Annotated in this window: 17 protein-coding genes; 7 read left to right on the forward strand and 10 right to left on the reverse strand. The window is 72.9% G+C overall.

Features of this window, described 5'->3' with window-relative positions; translation table 11 throughout:
- Positions 1 to 66: 66 nt before the first annotated feature.
- The 6 genes from ACZ6S0_RS11740 to ACZ6S0_RS11765 are packed head-to-tail and all read right to left on the reverse strand — an operon-like array spanning position 67 to position 6,885.
- On the reverse strand, positions 67 to 2,220 hold the full coding sequence (locus tag ACZ6S0_RS11740) for a hypothetical protein (RefSeq protein WP_465915696.1): 2,154 nt from the start codon (positions 2,218 to 2,220) through the stop codon (positions 67 to 69).
- Positions 2,217 to 3,458: an acyl-CoA reductase gene (locus tag ACZ6S0_RS11745; RefSeq protein ID WP_465915697.1), complete on the reverse strand. Its 1,242-nt coding sequence runs from the start codon at positions 3,456 to 3,458 to the stop codon at positions 2,217 to 2,219. Before ACZ6S0_RS11745 ends, ACZ6S0_RS11740 begins: the two co-directional genes overlap by 4 nt.
- The gene (locus ACZ6S0_RS11750) at positions 3,458 to 4,513 is read right to left on the reverse strand and encodes a LuxE/PaaK family acyltransferase (protein WP_465915698.1); all 1,056 of its coding nucleotides are present in this window, start codon (positions 4,511 to 4,513) and stop codon (positions 3,458 to 3,460) included. The genes ACZ6S0_RS11745 and ACZ6S0_RS11750 overlap by 1 nt, the downstream gene beginning before the upstream one ends.
- Positions 4,510 to 5,817, reverse strand: coding sequence for an AMP-binding protein (locus ACZ6S0_RS11755; RefSeq protein WP_465915699.1), 1,308 nt, complete (start codon positions 5,815 to 5,817; stop codon positions 4,510 to 4,512). Before ACZ6S0_RS11755 ends, ACZ6S0_RS11750 begins: the two co-directional genes overlap by 4 nt.
- On the reverse strand, positions 5,817 to 6,662 hold the full coding sequence (locus tag ACZ6S0_RS11760; protein WP_465915700.1) for an SDR family NAD(P)-dependent oxidoreductase: 846 nt from the start codon (positions 6,660 to 6,662) through the stop codon (positions 5,817 to 5,819). Before ACZ6S0_RS11760 ends, ACZ6S0_RS11755 begins: the two co-directional genes overlap by 1 nt.
- Positions 6,637 to 6,885, reverse strand: a complete 249-nt coding sequence (locus ACZ6S0_RS11765) for an acyl carrier protein (RefSeq protein WP_344896507.1) — start codon at positions 6,883 to 6,885, stop codon at positions 6,637 to 6,639. The genes ACZ6S0_RS11760 and ACZ6S0_RS11765 overlap by 26 nt, the downstream gene beginning before the upstream one ends.
- A 133-nt stretch (positions 6,886 to 7,018) precedes the next feature.
- On the opposite strand from ACZ6S0_RS11765, the gene ACZ6S0_RS11770 reads away from it, so the two are divergent.
- The 3 genes from ACZ6S0_RS11770 to ACZ6S0_RS11780 are packed head-to-tail and all read left to right on the forward strand — an operon-like array spanning position 7,019 to position 11,411.
- Positions 7,019 to 7,882, forward strand: coding sequence for a hypothetical protein (locus tag ACZ6S0_RS11770; protein WP_465915701.1), 864 nt, complete (start codon positions 7,019 to 7,021; stop codon positions 7,880 to 7,882).
- Positions 7,879 to 9,504 carry a methyltransferase domain-containing protein gene (locus tag ACZ6S0_RS11775; protein WP_465915702.1) on the forward strand — a complete coding sequence of 542 codons (1,626 nt, stop codon included), beginning with the start codon at positions 7,879 to 7,881 and terminating at the stop codon, positions 9,502 to 9,504. Before ACZ6S0_RS11770 ends, ACZ6S0_RS11775 begins: the two co-directional genes overlap by 4 nt.
- A 20-nt stretch (positions 9,505 to 9,524) precedes the next feature.
- A complete protein-coding gene (locus ACZ6S0_RS11780; protein ID WP_465915703.1) occupies positions 9,525 to 11,411 on the forward strand; it encodes a glycosyltransferase family 2 protein in 1,887 nt (628 codons plus the stop codon).
- Between the two features lie 24 nt (positions 11,412 to 11,435).
- Here the strand turns inward: ACZ6S0_RS11780 and ACZ6S0_RS11785 are convergent, their stop codons facing one another.
- Positions 11,436 to 12,560, reverse strand: coding sequence for a DegT/DnrJ/EryC1/StrS family aminotransferase (locus ACZ6S0_RS11785; RefSeq protein WP_465915704.1), 1,125 nt, complete (start codon positions 12,558 to 12,560; stop codon positions 11,436 to 11,438).
- Positions 12,560 to 13,537, reverse strand: coding sequence for a UDP-N-acetylglucosamine 4,6-dehydratase (inverting) (gene pseB, locus ACZ6S0_RS11790; RefSeq protein WP_465915705.1), 978 nt, complete (start codon positions 13,535 to 13,537; stop codon positions 12,560 to 12,562). Before pseB ends, ACZ6S0_RS11785 begins: the two co-directional genes overlap by 1 nt.
- 103 nt (positions 13,538 to 13,640) lie before the next feature.
- On the opposite strand from pseB, the gene ACZ6S0_RS11795 reads away from it, so the two are divergent.
- Positions 13,641 to 14,369 carry a cytidylyltransferase domain-containing protein gene (locus ACZ6S0_RS11795; RefSeq protein ID WP_465915706.1) on the forward strand — a complete coding sequence of 243 codons (729 nt, stop codon included), beginning with the start codon at positions 13,641 to 13,643 and terminating at the stop codon, positions 14,367 to 14,369.
- Positions 14,366 to 15,355, forward strand: coding sequence for a PseG/SpsG family protein (locus ACZ6S0_RS11800; protein WP_465915707.1), 990 nt, complete (start codon positions 14,366 to 14,368; stop codon positions 15,353 to 15,355). Before ACZ6S0_RS11795 ends, ACZ6S0_RS11800 begins: the two co-directional genes overlap by 4 nt.
- 10 nt (positions 15,356 to 15,365) lie before the next feature.
- Here the strand turns inward: ACZ6S0_RS11800 and pseI are convergent, their stop codons facing one another.
- Both pseI and ACZ6S0_RS11810 read right to left on the reverse strand, forming a co-directional pair.
- Positions 15,366 to 16,409, reverse strand: a complete 1,044-nt coding sequence (pseI, locus tag ACZ6S0_RS11805; RefSeq protein WP_465915708.1) for a pseudaminic acid synthase — start codon at positions 16,407 to 16,409, stop codon at positions 15,366 to 15,368.
- Positions 16,406 to 16,897: a GNAT family N-acetyltransferase gene (locus tag ACZ6S0_RS11810; protein ID WP_465915709.1), complete on the reverse strand. Its 492-nt coding sequence runs from the start codon at positions 16,895 to 16,897 to the stop codon at positions 16,406 to 16,408. The genes pseI and ACZ6S0_RS11810 overlap by 4 nt, the downstream gene beginning before the upstream one ends.
- A gap of 157 nt (positions 16,898 to 17,054) precedes the next feature.
- Here ACZ6S0_RS11810 and ACZ6S0_RS11815 point away from each other — a divergent pair, with 157 nt between their 5' ends.
- Complete coding sequence (locus ACZ6S0_RS11815; RefSeq protein ID WP_465915710.1) at positions 17,055 to 18,497, forward strand: glycosyltransferase family 2 protein; 1,443 nt, start codon at positions 17,055 to 17,057, stop codon at positions 18,495 to 18,497.
- Between the two features lie 48 nt (positions 18,498 to 18,545).
- The gene (locus ACZ6S0_RS11820) at positions 18,546 to 19,445 is read left to right on the forward strand and encodes a CDP-alcohol phosphatidyltransferase family protein (RefSeq protein ID WP_465915711.1); all 900 of its coding nucleotides are present in this window, start codon (positions 18,546 to 18,548) and stop codon (positions 19,443 to 19,445) included.
- The last annotated feature ends 1 nt before the right edge of the window (position 19,446 follow it).

Below are 19,446 nucleotides of genomic sequence, written 5' to 3' on the forward strand. Positions count from 1 at the left end.
CGGCGCGGGCGGTTTCACCCGGCCATTCCGGCAGCCGGAGATTCCTTTACCTTCGGCCGAGTTCGGTCAGCCGAGCTGGTAGACGGAGGAGGTCGCGTTCCTGAAGCGCAGGCGCGCGTATTTCCCCAGCTCCGGATTTATCCCGGTGAAGAGCCATTTGACGCCGTATTTCTGGGCCAGGTGTCGGACGTTCTTCGCCGTCGGCGTACGGAACACCGCGTCGTTCTCCCTCAGCCGCCGCTGGTCGGCGAACGGCACCTCCAGGTACGGCCGGACGAACGGCTCGGCCCGCGACAGCGTGCTCTCGGCGTACGCCCACCCCTCGACCAGCACCCGCCGCTCGCTGAACCCCGACACCCAGAAGTGCCTGCTGTCGCACAGCCGCCACCACGGATACCGGCAGTGCAGGTCGGTGGCCACCACGTCGCCGGGCGCGGAGTGCTCGCGCAGCCACCGCCCGGCCTCCAGCGCGCCCTTGGGGATCAGCTCGTCGCGCTCCTCCTCCCCGGGCATCACGTGCCCGGCCACCTCGCGTACGGAGCCGGGCACCGCGTACCCCGCGACCAGCGCGACCACCGCCAGCACGAACCCGCGCCGCCACACCAGCAGCGCCCCGGCCCCCAGCACCAGGTACGGCAGCACCACCCGCACCAGCGGCGGCCCAGGGAAGTCCGGCGCCGAGGCCACCAACGCACCCCCCGCCCCCAGCCCGGCCAGGCCCGCGGCCGACGTCCAGGGGATGCGCGGCGCCGCCAGCACCCCGCACACGGCGGCGATCGACAGGTAGGGCCGGGCCGCTTCGAGGAAGTAGAGCTGCGACTGCGACGGATGCCCGAGCAGCACCGCCGCGCCGATGCCCGCGGCCCCGACCCCGAGCAACAGCAGCATCGGCGGCTCCAGCGCCCGCCGCCCCAGCCCCGCCACCCCGCCCCACACGCAGGCCAGGCAGAACAGGTGCACCCCGGTCAGCAGCACCAGCGGCAGGAGCGGGGCGGAGGCCAGCTCCGGCGGCCCGATCCCCGCCACCTGCCCCCACAGCTCCCGCATGGCCGCGAACGGTGACAGCGCCGTGCCCTGTCCCCCCTGCCCGAACACCACGAACTGGGCGAACAGCAGGCAGCCCAGCGTGAGCGCCGCGACTCCCGCCCACTCTCGTGGCACCCGCCGCTCCACCATCGCCCGCACGGCCACGACCAGCAGCGACCCCGCCAGCAACAGCGGCAGGTAGGTGGCCTTGGCCCCGGTCAGCACCGCCAGCAGCAGCGCGAGCGCCGCCCATTGGGGCCGGGGCCAGGGGTGGGGCCGGGCGAGCAACACCACCACGGCCGCGAACAACAGCGCCCCGAACGTCTGCGTCGGGCTGGCCCAGGTGGTGAACATCGAACGCGAGGTGAACACCACGTCCTCGACCAGCTCGGGGCTGAACAGGAAGTACGTCACCCCGGCCGCCGCCGCCCCGGCACCCCAGCTCCCGCCCAGCCGCCGCCCCGCCACCACGACCAGCACCGCCGTCGCCGCCGCCATCGGCAGCGTGGCCAGCCGGTAGACCAGCGTGACCGGCTCGATGCCGGTGACCCAGCTCGTGGCGGCCAGGTCGGCGTAGACGAACCAGTGGTAGCTGAGCCGCTCGCCCAGCACCGACGGCAGCGTGGGCGGGACGTGGTGCCTGACCTCGCCGACCAGAGCCAGGTGGTACGGCAGGTCCACGTACGCAGCCGCCATCGGCACCCGGAACAGGAACATCGTGCTCCACGCCAGCAGGAAGGCCACGATCCCGGCGAGCAACCACGCGCACCACACCGGCATGCGCTCGCGCAGCTCCGGCCCCCGCCAGTGCCGCCGCAACCTGGGCACGCACACGAACGCGCCCACGACGGCGACGGGCGGCGCCAGCACGAGCAGCGGCAGCCCGGCCGCCCGCGCGGGGAGGTAGGCCAGCACCTCCACCGCGTAACCGAGCGCCAGCCCCGCCGCCAGATCCTCGGGCAGGGACCGCCCGCCCCCGGTCAGCCCGCGCCAAAGCAACGTCCCGGGAAGTGCCACGCCCGCCCCGAGGTAGGCGGCGAACAGGCCCAGGTCACGTGCGGAGACCCCGCACCACAGGAAGACCGCTGCCGCCCCGGCGCACACGAGGGCCGCCGGCGCCCACCGCGAGCCGACCCTGCGCCCCGGAGACTTCGACAGGCGGACGAGCGTGCTCTCGGGCGGCGCCAGCGTCATCTGATCACGGTCACCAGTCGCGTGAACTCGGCCGGCAGGTCGACGCCGTCCCACACCCGGTGGAAGCTCAGCGCGCTGCCCACCGGCACCATCCGGTCGACCCCGCGCCCGGCCAGCCCTCTGGCCAGCTCTTCCAGCTCGGCCTGGCCGAACCCGAAGTGGGTCATCGTCTGGTCGCGCCGCTCGACCAGCCCGGCCAGCTCGGGCAGTGACTCCAGCCTGGCGTGCGCGAACGTCCCCGCGCCCAGCCACCGCCGGGGCGCGGCCGCGGCAGACAGGCGCACGCAGGCCAGCGCGTTGCCGCGGAACTCCACGCTCTCCGCCAGCCCGTCGGCGGCCAGGCCGTAGGTGGAGACCCGCTTCTCCACGGCCATCGCCGCGTCGACCCCCAGCCCGCGCGCGGTCACCACCCGCTCGACGTGGTCGGTGAAGTCGTCGCGGGCCGTGTCGCAGTCGCCCTCGGCCCCCACCCAGTAGACGGTGCCAGGGGAGGAGCAGGCGGCCTGGTCGAACCAGTAGGTGTCGTTGACGAACCCCTCGGCGAGCGTGACCCGGGCCGCCCGCGGCGCGCACAACCACGCCGCCGCCCGCAGCACCGCGAACGACGAACGGTCGGGGAAGGTGAGGTCGCGGGCGTGCGGGGCCAGCGGGTGCCGCCGGATCGCGCGTACCGTGCCGTCGCCGCCCCACACCACCCGCAGGTCGCAGGCGGCCGACAGTGCGGCGGTCACGGCCTCGGAGCGGTCGTAGGAGACGATGCGCTGGGTGGCGGCGACGGTGGTGGCGACGGCTGGATCGGCGTCGGCCAGCGCCTCGTGCAGCGTGTCCAGGATGGCCTCGGCGACCGGGCCGGAGCGGGGCGACAGGCGTACGACGTTGCGGTTGCCCGTCAGGGCCGACAGCGCCCAGGAGTAGACGAAGACGGTGTCGACGTTCGCGGGCGGGATGTGGAAGATCAGGCCGCGCGGGACGCGTACGTGCTCGCGGCCGAGCCCCTCGACCGTACGGGCCAGCTCGCTGGGCCGCAGGAAGAAGCCGAGCGAGCCCAGCTCGGGATGGCGTCGCGCCAGCGCGGGCCGCAGCAGCCGCCGGCCGAAGCCCGCCAGGAACTCCCTGATCCGCTCGTCGCCCACCCGGAGCCCGTCGCCGAGCCCCCGCAGCAGCTCCTCGACCGTCGTCGGCCCACTGGCCGGGAACCTGATCCCAACGGCGGTGTCGGGGGTGCGGTCGCCCGGCATCAGCGCTGCCCCACGGTGTCGCTGCAGCCTCGGGCCTCGGCCCGGGGCAGCCTGCCCAGGATCTCGAACCGCTTGCCCGGCCACGCGCCGTCGTCGACGCCGCGTACCACGCCCAGGTCTTCCGTCAGCAGCACGTGCCCCGGGTAGGACGTGGGCAACGTGCTGACCACCTCGACCAACCCCGGCACGCCCGTCGGCGTCTCCCGCCAGGTCTCCGGGTCGCGGATCACGACGTCGGCGAAGTCGGGGCAGTAGAGGCCGTCGCCGTCGGGACCCTCCAGGTAGACGGTGCCGATCTGCTCGACCATCCCGTAGAAGTTGTGCACCCTGCTCAGCCCGCACTCGTCGGCCAGCCGCCGCCGGAACCCGGCGTTGTCGACCGCCTGCTCGGCCAGCCGCTTCCAGCCGCCGGAGTGGATCAGCGTCGCCTGCGACAGGTCGGCACCCAGCCCGCGCAGGTGCAGCCAGACCATGAACGTGAACCCGAAGACCAGGAACGGCCGCTGCCCGTGCCGCGCCAGGAACGCCTTGACCGCCTCGACGTGGGCCACTCCCCGCTCGTCGAGGACGAAGGTGTGGTCGCGGCCGAAGTTCATCATGCCCAGCACCCCGGCGCCGCGGGCGCTCAGCGACGGGTCGCGGACGACGGCGGGCGTGTCGACGATCAGCATCGGCAGCCGCCGCTCGCCCAGGAGCGAACGGAACGTGTCGGCGAGCCTGCGGGTCTGCGCGGCCGCGGCCGCCCGGTCGAGGTGGATCCGGCTCGGCTCCTGCCCGGTGGTGCCGCTGGAGGTCAGGACCCGGAACACCTCCTCACGCGGCACACTGCGCAACTCGTGCGTCTTGAACAGCCGCACCGGCAGCCACGGCAGGTCGGCCACCCGCTCGTAGGGCGGCGCGGAGCCGATGGCCCGCAGGATCCGGCCGTAGGGCGCGCACGCCTCGCGGTGCCGCTCGGTCAGCGCCGCCAGCTCGGGCAGCAGCGCGGCCTCCCGCTCGGGGCCGGTCAGCGTGAAGACGCTCGCCGGTGGCGGGGACGGCGCGGGGCCGGTCATCCGAGGGACTCCAGCGCCCGGTAGTCGACCTTGCCCGTCGCCAGCAGCGGCAGGTGCTCGATGTGCCGCACGTCGAACCCGCTCCAGTGCAGCCGCAGCTCGCCCGCCAGCCGCCGGGCCAGGCGCACGCGGGCGGCGGCGTCGAGCGTCTCGGTCCAGATCGTCACCCGGTCGTCGCCGCTGGTGGCCGCCGCCGGCCCCGAGCCGCGCAGGAGACGCTCGACGTCGTCGAGGTTGACCCGGGTGCCGAAGACCTTCGCGATGCGCTTGAGCCGCCCGGTGACGTGCAGGAACCCCTCGTGGTCGAGGCGGCCCAGGTCGCCCGTGCGCAGCACCCCGCCCAGGTCGTCGCCCCTGGCCAGGTCGTCGGCGGTCTCCGCGTAGCCCATCATGACGTTGGGGCCGTGGTAGACGACCTCGCCGTCAGCGATCTCCAGCCGCCCGCCGGGCACCGCGACCCCGACGGAGCCGGGCTTGTCGGCGAGCCGGCCGGGGGGCAGGACGGTCATGCGGGCCGTGGCCTCGGTCTGGCCGTACATCACGTAGAGGCGGTCGACCTGCGTGGCGAACTCCCTGACCAGCTCGGGCGCGAGCCGCCCGCCGGCCTGCGTGAGCGTGGTGAGCGCGGGGAACTTCGAGCGGTCGAAGCGCATGCGGCGCAGCATCGTGTACTGGTAGGGGACCGCGGCCAGGGACGTGCACGCGTATGAGGCCAGGTCGGCCCAGAACGAGCGCTCCAGCAGCCCCGCCTCGGTCAGCACCACGGTGGCGCCCGCGACCAGGTGGCTGTTGAGCACCGACAGGCCGTAGCTGTAGTGCAGCGGCAGGCTCGTGGGCGCGATGTCGCCCGGCCCGATGGACAGTGCGGCGGCGATGGCGGCGGCGTTGGCCAGGACCGCCCGGCGCGAGAGGCGGACGAGCTTCGGATTGCCCGTCGAGCCTGAGGTGGCCAGGAGCACGCCCAGGTCGGGATGGGGATCGGGCCCGTCGCGGCGGCGCGGCGGCGGGTCGTCGAGCGGGTGGGTGAACCCGATCATCGCGCCCGGCCTGAACCGCTCGGACAGCTCGGCCAGGGTGCCGGCCGGCAGGTCGGGGTCGAGCAGCGCGATCGGCCGGCCGGCGTGCCAGGCGCCGAGGTAGCAGAAGACGGAGGCGAGGTTGTTGCGCATGCCGCAGAACAGCGGCCCCGGCGGCAGCGCGTCGAGGTTTTCCGCCGTGCGCTTGACGTAGCCCGCCAGGTCGTCGCCGCCGAGCCCTTCCTGGTCTCCCGCGGCGATCAGCCTGGCCTTGGGGTGCGGGAACATCACGGCACCAGCCCGCCGTCGACGCCGAGCACCTGGCCGGTGATGAAGCCCGCCTCGGGCGAGACCAGGAACGCCACGGCCCGCGCGACGTCGGACGGCTCGCCGAGGCGGCCGAGCGGGGTGGCCGCGACCGTGGCGGTGCGGGCCTCGTCGTCGAGCGTGGCGAGCATGGCGGTCTGGATGTAGCCGGGGGCCACGGCGTTGACCCGGATGCCCGCGGGGCCCAGTTCTTTGGCCGCGGCCAGGGTGAGGCCGATGACCGCGGCCTTGGTGGCGGAGTAGACCGCCTGGCCGGGACCGCCCGCTCGGCCCATGACCGAGGAGACCAGCACCACGGCCGGGCACGTGCCGCGGCGCAGCAGCCGGAGCGCGGCCTGCAGGGTGTGGGTGGCGCCGAGGGCGTTGACCCGGAAGAGCTGCTCGATCGTGTCGCGGGCGGTCATGCCGAGCAGGCCGGCGGCGTGGGCGCCGGCGTTGACCACGAGGGCGTCGAGCCGGCCGTGGCGCTGGTAGATCTGCCGCATCATGGCCGCGACCTGGCCGGCGTCGGCCACGTCGCCGTGGACGGAGTCGGCCGGGCCGCCGGTCTCCGCGCCCAGCGCGGCGGCGGTCTTGGCGGCCCGCTCCTCGTCGCGGCCGTGCAGCACGACGGTGTGCCCGGTCGTGAGGAGGGCGGCGGCCACCGCCCGGCCGATGCCCGCCGTCGAGCCCGTGACCAGCGCGACCCTGGTTTCCGCTGTCTCCGGCTCTGGCGCGGGGGCCCCGAACGGGGCCGCGAGGGCCTCGCGGGCGCCACGCGGCGCGGGGGCGACGGCGGGCTCAGACTGCGGCGGCGCCGATGCCATGCTTCTCCAGCAGCTCGACCGCCTTGGCGAACGAACTCATGTCGATCATCTCGTCGGTGTCGATCATGATGGAGAACTCGTCCTCCATCGCCGCGATGAGCGCCATGTGGGCCAGGGAGTCCCACTGTGGGATGGACCGGTATTGGAGGCCGTCGACGGGCCGGTCGGGCGGAAGGTTGAGCGTCATGCGGAACACGGCCCGCAGACGGTCGAGATGACTCATGATCACTCACTCTCTGTGCTCAAGCCACGTCGAAGTGTAGCGGTAATCGTGTGGCATGAGAAACCAAGGCCCCGCCCTCAGTAATGGAACCGTATAACGAGGCGTGACCCGGGATGGGGGCTGGGAATGTCGGATGGGACACGGCAACCGTACGGGGGGAATGATGGACGAATCCAATCACTGGTACGGGCACTCCCGCATACTCGGCAGATACTGCGGCCTCCAGGACGAGGCGCCAAAACGTATTCAAGGTTTCCTCCAGCACGGATGGAACTATCTGCATGGATTTCCCCCGAACGACCACTGGTGCAGCCCGGGGTATCCCCGTTTCGTCTGGTCGGACGTGCTGCGCCGCAGGGGATGGTCGATGGGGCGCAGGGGGCACTATCTGATCGGGGCCCCGTGGATCTACCTTCTTTACCTAGAGCCCGACCTCGGCGTCAGGCCCGATCGCGAGGGTACGATCTGGTATCCCTTTCATGGCTGGGAAAAGTATTCCGTCAGCGGTGACCACGCCCGGCTCGCCGACGAAATCCGAAATGTCGAGACTGGTCCGGTCACGATCTGCCTTTATTGGCTGGAATTCGCAAATCCGGACATTCGGCAAGCGTACGAATCGAGGGGATTCCGGGTTATCTGTCATGGCGAGCGCGGATCCCGCTGGGAGGGAAAGGGCCGCGACTTCCTGCGCAAGCAGTTGGTCGAGTTGCGGCGCCACCGCAGGGTGGCCTCCAACAGGCTCGGCAGCGCGCTGTTCTACGGCGCCTCGGTGGGATGCGAGGTGGCCGTGTACGGAGACCCGATGCAGTACGAGGACGAACGCCCCGAGTACGGCGGCACGGCCCGCCGCCTGCGGCTCTGGCCCGACCTGCACGGCACGCGCGTCGACCCCGAACTCGCCGCCGAGACGGCGCGGCGGGAGCTGGGATTCGAGTATCAGGCGACACCGGAGGAACTACGGCGAATGTTCGGCTGGAAGCGGATGCGATGCGCATGAACGAGGCACCCGACAACGTCCGGTTGATCGGCGGGGAGATGTTGTTGTGGTCCGACCTGTCCAGCGTGGGCGGCGTCACGGACTGGCGGGGCGCGGCGCTGGAGCTGCTCAGGCGGCTGCTCCCGGAGGGCGGCAGGGTGCTGCTGGTCGGGCCGCATCCGCAGGGGCTGGTCGACGAGGTGGTCGCGCGGGCGGGCACGGCGGCCGTGCTGCTGCGCTCCTACCCTGACGCCTGCGCGCTGGGCGAGCGGCATCCGGGGCTGGAGGTGTTCTGCGGGCGGCTGGAGGTGCTCGACGCCGACGAGCCGTACGATCTGGTGCTGGCCCTCGACGGGCTGCTGCGTACGCACTCGGCCGAGGCGCCCGCCGCCGCCTGGAACGAGTCGCTGGAGGCGCTGGCCGACCTCGTCGCGCCCGGCGGGCGGATGGTCCTCGGCGTGCACAACGACCTGGGCGTCGACCGCTTCATCGAGGCCCGCCCGGCCGGCCGCGAGTGCGCCGACGACCAGTGGGCGCCGCACGGCTTCGACCCCGGCTACCCGGGTGGCCCGGCCGCGCTCGACCTCGGGCTGGAGTCGGCGGGGCTGAGCGTGCAGCGCTGCTACTCCGCCTACCCCGACCGGCAGTCGCCGCGCTCGTTGCTGTCCAGGGAGGCGCTGGGGTTCGAGCTGCCCGAGGCGCTGACGTTCGCGCTGAGCGCCAGGGAGGGCGACCGGATGCTGGTGGCCGATCCGCTGCGGCTGAGCCGGCAGGTGTTCCGGCACGGGCTGGGGGAGGAACTGGCCCCGCTGTGGCTGGCCGTGGCCTTCCGGCCCCCGCGCGCCGCGGCCGCGGCCCCTGCGGTGGCGCTGCCGCTGGGCCTCATCGAGGAGGGCCAGGCCCTGTACGAGCTGACCGCCGGGGGCACCAGACGCCTGCCCGGCGGCGAGGAGCGGCCGATCCCGGCCGGTCGCGTGGTCGAGGAGATCCTCGTCGAGGCGTGCGCCCGCGAGGACGTCGGGACGGTCCGCGAGCTGCTCTCCGCGCTGGCCGCCTGGCTGGAGTCCGAGGGGCGGACAGACCCCGCCGCGTGGTCGGCGGCGACCGACAGCCTGGTCTACGACGGCAGGCGCTTCGCCGCCGTCAACCCGCCCGCGGGCCCGGCCACGCCCCCCGAGCCGCGCGTGGCGCTGTGCCGGATCCTGTGGCGCTTCGCGGTCAGGCTGGTCGCGGCCGGCCACCACCACCCGTGGCCGTGGCCGCTGGAGGCCGACCAGCTCACGCTCACCCTGTGCGGCATGGCCGAGCGTCCGTGCGACCCCGGCGACCTCGACCGGGCCCGCAAGCTGGACGCCGAGCTGGGCCGGCCCGCCGAGGTGGCCGAGCACGCCCCGACCTACCGCGACCTGCTGGGCGCCCGCGACCGGCTGGCCGACCAGCTCACCGCGGCGCTGGCCAGGATCGCCCGCCTGGAGACCAAGCTCTCCTACCGCGAGCGCGAGCTGGTCAGGGCCAAGGCCAAGCTGCGCAGGACCCAGCGCAAGGCCACGGCCTACCGCAGAACACTCGGATACCGCCTCTCCCGCCGCCTGGCCCGTCCCCGCAAGGTCGCCCGCCGCGTCATACGCCTGCTGTCCGGCTGACGAAACGATGAGGAGTGCTCGTGCCGGTTCTTTCGGTGATCGTCCCGTTCCACAACGTCGAGAAGTACATCGGACCCTGCCTTGACTCCGTCTGCGCCCAGACGCTGGACGACCTGGAGGTGATCTGCGTGGACGACGGCAGCGGCGACGAGGGGGCCGCCGTGGTGGAGTCCATGCGGGCCGACGACCCGCGGATCACCCTCGTCAGGCAGGACAACCACGGGGTGGGCCACGCCCGCAACGTCGGCGTACGCCGCGCCGGCGGCGAGTACCTGGCCTTCGTGGACGGCGACGACACCGTGCCGCGCGACGCGTTCAAGCGCCTGGTGTCCTCGCTGGAGACCACCGGCTCCGACCTGGCCTGCGGAAACGTCATGCGCCTGCACCGCAACCTGCTCATCCCGTCGTGGGCGCACCGGGAGGCGTTCGCCAAGCCCGCCCAGCGCACCCACATCACCCGCCGCCCGCTGCTGATCCGCGACCGCATGTTGTGGAACAAGGTCTACCGCCGCTCCTTCTGGGACCGCCTGGGCCTGAGCTTCCCCGAGCGCATGTACGAGGACCAGCCCGTCGCCATCGCCGCCCACGTCGGAGCCCGTTCGGTGGACGTGCTGGCCAGGGTCGTCTACCACTGGCGGCAGCGCGACGAGCCCGGCGCCTCGATCACGCAGCGCTGCCTGGAGCCGGGCAACCTGCGCGACCGGCTGCTGTCGGTGTCGCAGACGGCCGCCCTGCTGGCCGGTGACGCGCCGCAGCTCAAGCCCGACTTCGACCGCGACACGCTCGACATCGACATGAGCGTCGCGGTGGAGGCCCTGGCCGGCATGGGCGTCTCGGCCGAGCCCGACCTGGTGGACCTGGCCGTCCGCTACCTCGACGGCGTGTCGCGCGAGGCGTGGCAGAGCCTCCCGTACGAGCAGCGCCTCCTGGTCCACCTGCTGCACCGGCGCCGCCTCGACGAGCTGGCCGGGTTCTTCGCCCAGGTGCGCGACGGCCGTCTGCAACCCAGGGTCGGCTCGGCCGGGTGGCTGCGCAAACGCTGGTACGGGCGACATCCGGCGCTGCCCGGTCATCTGTCGGAGGTCTCCGGCGAGCTGAGCCTGCAGGCCAGGCTGGTGAGCGTCGACTGGCGCGACGGCGTGCTGCACGGCTCGGGGCGGGCTGCGCTCGGCAGGTTCGACGTGGGCGAGCTGAGCCGGGTGCGCGTGCGGAGTTGGCTGCAGGAGCGCGGCACCGGCGAGATCGTGCAGCTCTCCGACGAGGAGAGCGTCCCGACGTGGGAGGACGTCGAGGTGGAGGGCGGCGACCTGGTGCCGGAGCACGCCTTCCCGTTCAGGTTCGCCTTCGACCCGGACGTGTTGTCGCGGGCGCGGCTGGCCAGGCACGGCCACTGGGACCTGTACGTCCGCGTCAGGGGGCACGGGCTGCGGCTGGAGGGGAGGGTGGCGGGGCCGCGCTGGCTGCCGCCGCTGACCCCGGCGCCGCGCCGCAGGTCGGGAGTGTGGCTGGTGCCGGGCCGCAACGCGAAGGGCGCCTGGGGCGTACGCCTGCGCACGGCCCAGGCGCTCATCGGCGAGTGCCGGGTGGACGGCGGAGACCTGGTGTTCTCCGGTGAGATGTCCGACGTCGGCGACGGCGAGCCGGTGGTCAGGCTGCGGCGCAGGAGCGACGGGGAGGAGATGTACTTCCCGGTGGCGCTGACCGGTCAGGACTTCCTGGCGCGGGTGCCGCTGGCCGACATCGACGAGAGCATCGGCCACGAGTCGTGGTGGGACGTGGTCATCGACCAGGGCAGGCCCATCAGGCCGCTGGTGCGTACGCGGCAGCGGACGGTGGCGACCGTCGACGAGCGGCGCTTCCTCATCGACCGCGCCGAGGACGGCTGCCTGCTCCTGGCCGAACGCTGACCGGCGGGCGCGCGGGGGCGCGGCTCAGGTCAGGATGCCGGTCAGCGTCTCGACGACCTGGTCGTGCTGGGCGTCGGACAGGTCGGGGTAGAGCGGCAGCGACAGCTCCTCGGCGTAGTACGCCTCGGCCAGGGGGCACAGGCCACGCCGGTAGCCGAGGTCCTCGAACACCGGGTGCCAGTACGCGGGCAGGTAGTTGACCTGCACGCCGATCCCGGCGGCCCGCATGCGTTCGTAGACCTCGCGCCGGCGCCCGTCGCGGACCCGAACGGGGTAGAGGTGCCAGCTCGGCCGTACGTAGGCGCGCTGGGCGGGCAGCTCCAGCCCTGGCACGTCGCGCAGCAGCGCGTTGTAACGGGCGACCAGCTCGGCGCGGCGTTCGCGGAAGCGTTCGAGCCTGCGCAACTGGCTGATCCCGAGCGCGCACAGCACGTCGGGCAGCCGGTAGTTGAGCCCGAACTCGTGCACCTCCTGGTGCCAGTTGCCCTCGCCGGGGGCGCGTTGCTCGGCGGGGTCCCTGACCAGGCCGTGGTTCATGAAGCGGGTGGCGCGCAGGAGCCGCTGGGGGTCGGCCGCCGCGACGGCCCCGCCCTCGGCCGTCGTCACGGTCTTGGTCGGGAAGAAGGAGAACGCGGTCAGGTCGGCCAGCGCCCCCACCGGCCGGTCCTTGTACGCCGACCCGATGGAGTGCGCCGAGTCGCCCACCAGCACCGCCCCGGCCCGGTCGGTGACCTGCCGCAGCTCGTCGTAGTCGGCGGGGTGGCCGGCGTAGTCGACCGCCGTGACCGCCCGCGTGCGGCCGGTGACCAGCGCGGCGGCGGCGTCGGGATCGAGGTTGCCGGTGTCGGGCTGCACGTCGGCGAAGACCACCCGCGCGCCCAGCAGCGCGGCCGTGGCGGCCGTGGCCACGAACGTCAGCGGCGAGGTGATCACCTCGTCGCCCGGCCCGACCTCGGCGGCCACGTAGGCGACGTGCAGCGCCGCGGTGCCGGACGTGACCGCCACGCACGGCACGCCGCCCGTCCACCGGGCCAGCTCCTTCTCGAACATGGCGACCGCGGGCCCGGTGGTCAGCCAGTCGCCGCGCAGCACCTCGGAGACCGCCTCGATGTCGGAGTCGTTGATCGATTGGCGTCCGTAGGGCAGCATCAGCCGGTCACCATGCCGCGCAGGTCGTCGACCGACAACCACTGCTCGTTGGTGTCGGAGCGGTAGGAGAATCCCTCGGGCAGCGACTCGCCGCCGTTCGGCGGCACGTAGCCCCAGGTCGCGATCGTGGGCTGGACCACGTAGCGGTCGGCCAGGCGCAGCGCCCTGCGGCTGTCGTCGGGGCCGATCATCTCCTCGTGCAGCTTCTCGCCGGGACGCACGCCGATCTCGTAGACGGGGCTGTGCGGGGCCAGGGCCTCGGCCAGGTCGGTGATGCGCATGCTGGGGATGCGCGGCACGTAGAGTTCGCCGCCCTGCATCAGGTCGAACGAGTCGACCACGAACCTGACCGCCTGCTCCAGCGTGATCCAGAACCTGGTCATGCGCTTGTCGGTGATGGGCACGCTGGTGCCCTGCTCGGCCAGCCGCTGGAACAGCGGGACCACCGAGCCGCGGCTGCCGACGACGTTGCCGTAGCGGACCACGGAGAAGCGGGTCTCGTGGGCGGCGGCGTAGTGGTTGGCCGAGACGAACAGCTTGTCGGCCACCAGCTTCGTGGCGCCGTAGAGGTTGATCGGGCTGGAGGCCTTGTCGGTGGAGAGGGCGACGACCTTGCGCACGCCGCAGTCGATCGCGGCCTCGACGACGTTCTGGGAGCCGGCCACGTTGGTGCGGACGTACTCGAAGGGGTTGTACTCGGCGGTGTCGACCTGCTTGAGCGCGGCGGCGTGGACGACGTGGTCGATGCCGTGCATGGCGCGGGTCAGCCGGTCGCGGTCGCGGACGTCGCCGATGAACCAGCGCAGCCGCTCGTCGTCGGCGAAGAGCTGCCGGGTCTCGTACTGCTTCAGCTCGTCGCGGGAGAAGATCACCAGACGGCGGACTCCGAGCGAGTCGAGCGCGTGGCGGATGAACGCCTTGCCGAATGACCCCGTGCCTCCGGTGATCAGAATCGACGATCCACTCAGTATGCTCACCGTGGCCCCCTGAATCGTGCGTGCGCGCTGTAGTCGTCGTGGCAGGCGGTAGCATAGCGCGATCGCACGACGACGCAGAGTCACACGGGGGAATGGGGCTTCGGTGCGTATTGTCGGAATTATTCAGGCGCGCATGGGCTCGACGCGTTTGCCGGAAAAGGTGCTGCGGGAGCTGGGCGGCCGGTCCGTCCTGGCGTGGGTCGTACGCGCGGCGCGCGAGGCGGGGGCGCTCGACGACCTCCTCGTGGCCACCACGACCGAGCCGGCCGACGACGCGGTGGTCGCCGAGTGCCGCGGGCTGGGCGTGGCCTGGCACCGGGGGCCCGTCGACGACGTGCTGACCAGGTTCACGCAGGCGCTCGCGGGGCGGCGGTGCGACGCCGTCATGCGCTTCACCGCCGACTGCCCGCTGCTCGACCCCGAGGTGATCAGGGAGGCGGCGCTGGTCTTCCGCGCCGTGCCCGGGCTCGACTACCTCAGCACCAGCCTGGCCCGTACGCTGCCGCGCGGGCTCGACGTGGAGATCGCCGGCCGGGCCGCGCTCGACAGGGCCGACCGGGAGGCCACCGGCTTCCACCGCACCCACGTGACCTCCTACCTCTACGAGCACCCCGGCGACGCGCGGCTGCTCGGCCTGGCCTACCGGCCGGTCGCCGACGACCTGCGGGTCACCCTCGACACCGAGGACGACTGGCGGCTGATCCGCGCGGTGGTGGCCGCGCTGGGCGACCGCTGCCTCCCGGCCAGGACGCTGGTCGGCTGGCTGCGCGAGCGGCCCGACGTGAGCGGGCTCAACGCCCACGTACGGCAGAAGTCCCTGCAGGACGCGTGACGGGCGGGGGCCGCGCCCGTCGGGTCGGGTTCCGGTGCGACGCGGGGGCGGAGCGCGGGGTCGGCCACCTCGTACGGTGCGTGGCCCTGGCCGAGGAGCTGTGCTCCCGGGGGGTCGAGGTGCTCTTCCTGGGCGAGGTACGCGACTCGCCGTGGGCGGCGGCCCAGCTCCGCGAGCGCGGGCTGCGGCTGGCACCGGCGCCCCGTGAGCCCGCCGGGCTGGCGGCGCTCGCCCGCGAGCTGGGTCTCGACGCCGTGGTGCTCGACTCGTACGACCTGCCGCCGCCGACCGGCACGGCGCTCAGGGCCGCGGGGACGGCCGTGCTGGCCATCGTCGACGGCGACCCGCTGGGCCAGGAGGCCGACCTCTACCTCGACCAGAACCTCGGCGCCGAGCGGCGGCCCTTCCCCGCGCAGGACCGGCGCCTGGCCGGGGCCCGCTACGTGCTGCTGCGCGACAGCGTACGACGCCGCACGCGGACACCCGGTCCCGGCGGGGTGCCGCATGTGCTGTGCTTCTTCGGCGGCACCGACAGCGCGGGTGTCGCCCCGGCCTGGGCGCGGGCGCTGACCGCCACCGGCCGCCCCTTCCTGGCCACGGTCGTCAGCCCGCTGCCGTTCGAGGCGGACGGCCCGATCACCGTGATCCCGCCGACGGACCGGCTGCCCGAGCTGATGGCCGGGGCCGACCTGGTGGTGACGGCGGCCGGCTCGGCCGTCTGGGAGCTGCTCCACCTCGGCGTCCCCACGGCGCTGAGCTGGGTGGCCGACAACCAGCTCGTCGGTTATGAGGAGCTGGTGGGCCGGGGCGTGGCGGCCGGGCTCGGCCCCGCTCCCGACGAGCGGGCCGTGGGCGTGCTGGCCCGGCTGCTCGCCGACCCCGCCGTCCGCGAGGAGCACGGCAGGCGGGGCGGCGGCCTGGTGGACGGCCGGGGCAGGGAACGCGTCGCCGACGCCCTCCTCGGACTCCGCCGGATCGGCTCCTGAGCGGGCCGGGTCAGATCAGGTCCCAGGTGAGCGGGGTGCCGAAGGACACGTCGCGGGCGAAGCGGCGGCCCATGACCTCCGCGGCGGCGTCGGGCGGCAGGCCGCCCGCGGGGCGGATCGAGCGGACGTTCTCCGGGGTCACGGGCTCGCCCGCGCTCACGTCGCGCACGACGTACAGCGAGCGGCGGAAGCGCAGCCCCTCCCGCTCGGACGACCGCGGCCCGATCGCCACCTCGCCCAGCGCCCGCCAGGCCCGCTCGCTCTCGGTGACCAGCGCCGCCAGCTCGGCCGGTTCCAGCGAGAAGGCCGAGTCCACCCCGCCGTCGGCCCGCGACAGGGTGACGTGCTTCTCGATCAGGCACGCCCCCAGCGCCACCGCCGCCAGTGCGGCCCCGATGCCCGGGGTGTGGTCGGACAGGCCCACGACCTCGCCCGTCAGCGCCGCCAGCAGCGGCAGCGAGCGCACGTTGCTCTCCGACGGCGGCGCCGGGTACGTGGCCGTGCACGACAACACGGCCAGTTGCGCGCACCCGGCCTCGCGGGCGGCCGACACGGCGGCGTCGATCTCGGAGACCGAGGCCATCCCCGTAGAGATGATCATCGGCTTGCCCGTCGCCGCCGCGAGCCGGATCAGCGGCAGATCCACGACCTCCGACGAGGCGATCTTGTACGCCGGCACGCCCAGCTTCTCCAGCAGCTCCACCGCCGTCGGGTCGAAGGGCGCGGAGAACGCCAGCAGGCCGCGTCGGCGCGCCCGCTCGAAGATCGGCTCATGCCACTCCCACGGCGTGTGGGCGCGTTCGAAGAGCCGGTAGAGGTTCTCCCCGCCCCACAGCTCGTGCTCGGCGGCCACGCGGAAGGCGGGCTCGTCGCAGTCGATGGTGAGCGTGTCGGGCGTGTACGTCTGCAGCTTCAGCGCGTGCGCCCCCGCCTCGGCCACCGCGTCCACGATGGCCAGCGCCCGCTCCAGGCTGCCGTTGTGGTTGCCGGACAACTCCGCGACGACGAACGGCGGATGCCCCGGCCCGATCGCGCGTCCCCCGATGGAGATCATGTGTGCTCCCTCCTCAGCTCGATGGCCACGACGTCGCGCGGCACCCCGTCCACTTCCCGCTGGTAGACGTCCACCTCGACGAACCCGAACCGCCGGTGCAGCCGCATGACCGGCTCGTTGCCGGTCAGCACCTCCCCGCACAGCGTGGTCAGCCCGAGCGGACCGAAGGCGTGCTCGATGGCCGCCCGCTCCAGCCCGACCCAGGCCCGCAGCAGCGTCCCGGCCCGCTCCAGGCCGTCGAGGTCGAGGTAGAAGCCCCAGCGGGCCGTTCCAGGCGACACGTCCGTGTAGTGCACCACCCCGGCGGGGGCGCCGTCGTGGTCGTAGATCAGCACGCGCCGCGTCGCGTCGGCGAGGGTCTCCGCCCACCAGCGGGCGTGCTCGTCGCGGCTGATCTCGTGGGTGGTGAAGCTGGCGGCGCGTACGCGCGGGTGGTTGCGCCAACGGCGGATGACCGGCAGCTCCTCGTTCCGGACGTCTCTCAGCATCGCGTCCCCCTACTGTCCGTGCTTCATCCCTTGCACAACGTAGCGGATTACGCGTGGGGTAAAGAGCTCATCAGGGACAGCCATCGGACCAGGAATCGGGACGGCCGCCGGGGCATGCTGCCCTCGACCCCATACCGAGGCAAGGAGCGAATTCGGCATGATCCCCCTGCTCAGCGTCGTCGTCCCGTTCTACAACGTAGAGCCGTACATCACCGAGTGCCTGAAGTCACTGGCCGCCCAGACCATGGACGACATGGAGGTGATCCTCGTGGACGACGGCTCCGTGGACGGCAGCAGGCGCGTCGCCGAGGACTTCGCCGCCAGGGACAGCCGCTTCGTCCTCGTCGGCCAGCGCAACCTCGGGCCGGGACCGGCCCGCAACCAGGGGATCAGGCAGGCCCGCGGCACCTACCTGGCCTTCGCCGACAGCGACGACGTCGTGCCGTCGCAGGCGTACGAGCAGCTCGTCGGCAGGCTCGCCGAGACCGGCTCCGACCTGGCGTGCGGCGCCGTGCGGCGGCTGGTGGACGGCGAGCTGGAGGAGTCGATCCTGCACGAGAAGGTGTTCAGACGCCCCGAGCTGTGCACCCACATCACCGACAAACAGGTGCTGATCAGAGACCGTACCGTCTGGAACAAGGTCTACCGCCGCGACTTCTGGGAACGCGCCGGCCTGTGCTTCCCCTCGGGCATCTACGAGGACGTGCCCGTCGCCATGCAGGCCCACGTGCTGGCCACCGGCGTGGACATGCTGGGCGAGGTCGTCTACCACTGGCGCAAGCGCGACGACGGGGAGATCTCGATCACGCAGCGCCGCTCCGAGCTGCCCAACCTGCGGGAACGGCTGGCCGCCATCCGCGCCGTGCGCGCCTTCCTCGACGAGCGGGCGCCCGAACTGCTCGACGGCTTCGACTCCCTCGTGCTGGAGAAGGACACCGTCTTCCTCTTCCAGGCGCTGGAGCAGTGCGAGGGCGACTGCGGGCCGCTGCTGGAGCTGGGCCGCTCGTGGATGGCCGAGCTGGGCCCGCACGTGCTGGCCACCGCCCCCTCGCTGCGCCGCCTGGAGCTGCACCTGCTCAGGCGGGGCCTGGTACGGGAGCTGCGCGCCGTACGCGAGTTCCGGCGCGGGCGGGAGGAGGTCACCCGCGTGGTGCCGCGCGGCTGGCGCACCACCAACTGGTACGGCGACTACCCCTTCTTCCGCGACCGCCGCCTGCGCGTCCCCGACGAGGTGTTCGACGCCCGCGACGAGCTCAAGCTGATCGCCCGGGTCGACGAGTGTGAGTGGACGGGCACCGAGTACCGCCTGAGCGGTTACGTGGGCGTCCACCGCGTCGACCGCAAGGTCCCCAAGGTCGGCATGTGGCTCAGCGACGGCCGCCGCCGGATCCCGCTGGAGACGCGGCGCAAGGGCCGCTACGGCGTCGTGGCCGCCGTCGACCCCGGCCGCCTCGAGGGCGACGGCCCCTGGCGCCTCCAGGTGCGGGCCGAGATCCGCGGCCTGGTGCTCAAGGGCTGGGCCAGGGACGGCGAGGCGAACACGGCGTGGCGGTTTTCCGTGCCGGGTTGGTCAAGAAGCGGCATGGACATCCCCCAGTAGTTCCAGACAGTAATCGCTCCGGCGCGTCGCGTGGTCATGCTGGGATCCATGAGGACCTATTCGCTCGATGACGTCTACGAGACACGCAAGCGGAGAGATTCCTGGTGGACCGTGTATTTCGTGGACCCGGTCGCCTGCCGGGTCACCCTTCCCGTCGCCAACCACACCCGGCTGACGCCCAACGGGCTCACCGTGCTGTCGCTGGTCCTCGGCGCGGCGTCGGCGGCCTTTTTCGCGGCGAATCAGCTCATAGCGGGCGCATGCTTCTTCTATCTGAGCTTCATGATCGACTGCGTGGACGGCAAAATCGCCAGGCTCAAGGGCACGGGGACCCCCTTCGGCCTCTGGCTCGACTACGTGGGGGACCGGATCAGGGTCGTCCTCTGCGCGGGCGGGCTGGCGTACGGGCAGTACGCGCTGACCGGCGACGTGCGCTACGTCGTGCTCGGCGCGGCGGTGGCCGTCCTGGACCTGTTCAGGTACGTCAACGCGCCGCAGATGAAGCGGGTCCGTGAGGCCGTCAGGGAGGAGCGGCAGGAGCCGGAGCCGGATCCCCTGCTCGCCGACCCGCTGCTCGCCGATCCCGTGCTGGCAGACCGGGTGCTGGCCGATCCCGTGCTGGCCGACCCGCTGCTCGCCGATCCGCTGGAGCCGGACTCGCTGGGGCGGGCGTCCCGGCCGCGGGGCTTCTTCCGGTTCTTCCGGCGGCTGAACAGGTTCCTGGCCCGCCATCGCGTCCGCTCGCACTTGGTGAGCGGCATCGAGTTTCACGCCGCGGTGTTCGTGATCGCGCCCCTTGCGGGGGCATGGGCGCTGATCCCGCTCGCCGTGGCGTCCGGGCTCCTGCTGCTCGCCAACGAGGTCTTCCTTGTCTACCGGATGTGGCTCTTCACGCGCAGGCACAGCGTGGGGTCGTCCCAGGAGAGCCGAGAGCACGTTCTCGTCTAAG

The organism is Nonomuraea sp. NPDC051298 (genome assembly GCF_055586305.1).

Excerpts from the sequence above, each read along its gene's own strand:
- ACZ6S0_RS11755 (WP_465915699.1), bottom strand. The coding sequence starts at position 5,817 with ATGTTCCCGCACCCCAAGGCCAGGCTGATCGCCGCGGGAGACCAGGAA.
- ACZ6S0_RS11820 (WP_465915711.1), top strand. The coding sequence starts at position 18,546 with ATGAGGACCTATTCGCTCGATGACGTCTACGAGACACGCAAGCGGAGA.
- ACZ6S0_RS11770 (WP_465915701.1), top strand. The coding sequence starts at position 7,019 with ATGGGACACGGCAACCGTACGGGGGGAATGATGGACGAATCCAATCAC.
- ACZ6S0_RS11775 (WP_465915702.1), top strand. The coding sequence starts at position 7,879 with ATGAACGAGGCACCCGACAACGTCCGGTTGATCGGCGGGGAGATGTTG.
- ACZ6S0_RS11810 (WP_465915709.1), bottom strand. The coding sequence starts at position 16,897 with ATGCTGAGAGACGTCCGGAACGAGGAGCTGCCGGTCATCCGCCGTTGG.
- ACZ6S0_RS11765 (WP_344896507.1), bottom strand. The coding sequence starts at position 6,885 with ATGAGTCATCTCGACCGTCTGCGGGCCGTGTTCCGCATGACGCTCAAC.
- ACZ6S0_RS11815 (WP_465915710.1), top strand. The coding sequence starts at position 17,055 with ATGATCCCCCTGCTCAGCGTCGTCGTCCCGTTCTACAACGTAGAGCCG.
- ACZ6S0_RS11785 (WP_465915704.1), bottom strand. The coding sequence starts at position 12,560 with ATGCTGCCCTACGGACGCCAATCGATCAACGACTCCGACATCGAGGCG.
- pseI (WP_465915708.1), bottom strand. The coding sequence starts at position 16,409 with ATGATCTCCATCGGGGGACGCGCGATCGGGCCGGGGCATCCGCCGTTC.
- ACZ6S0_RS11740 (WP_465915696.1), bottom strand. The coding sequence starts at position 2,220 with ATGACGCTGGCGCCGCCCGAGAGCACGCTCGTCCGCCTGTCGAAGTCT.
- ACZ6S0_RS11750 (WP_465915698.1), bottom strand. The coding sequence starts at position 4,513 with ATGACCGGCCCCGCGCCGTCCCCGCCACCGGCGAGCGTCTTCACGCTG.
- ACZ6S0_RS11745 (WP_465915697.1), bottom strand. The coding sequence starts at position 3,458 with ATGCCGGGCGACCGCACCCCCGACACCGCCGTTGGGATCAGGTTCCCG.
- ACZ6S0_RS11760 (WP_465915700.1), bottom strand. The coding sequence starts at position 6,662 with ATGGCATCGGCGCCGCCGCAGTCTGAGCCCGCCGTCGCCCCCGCGCCG.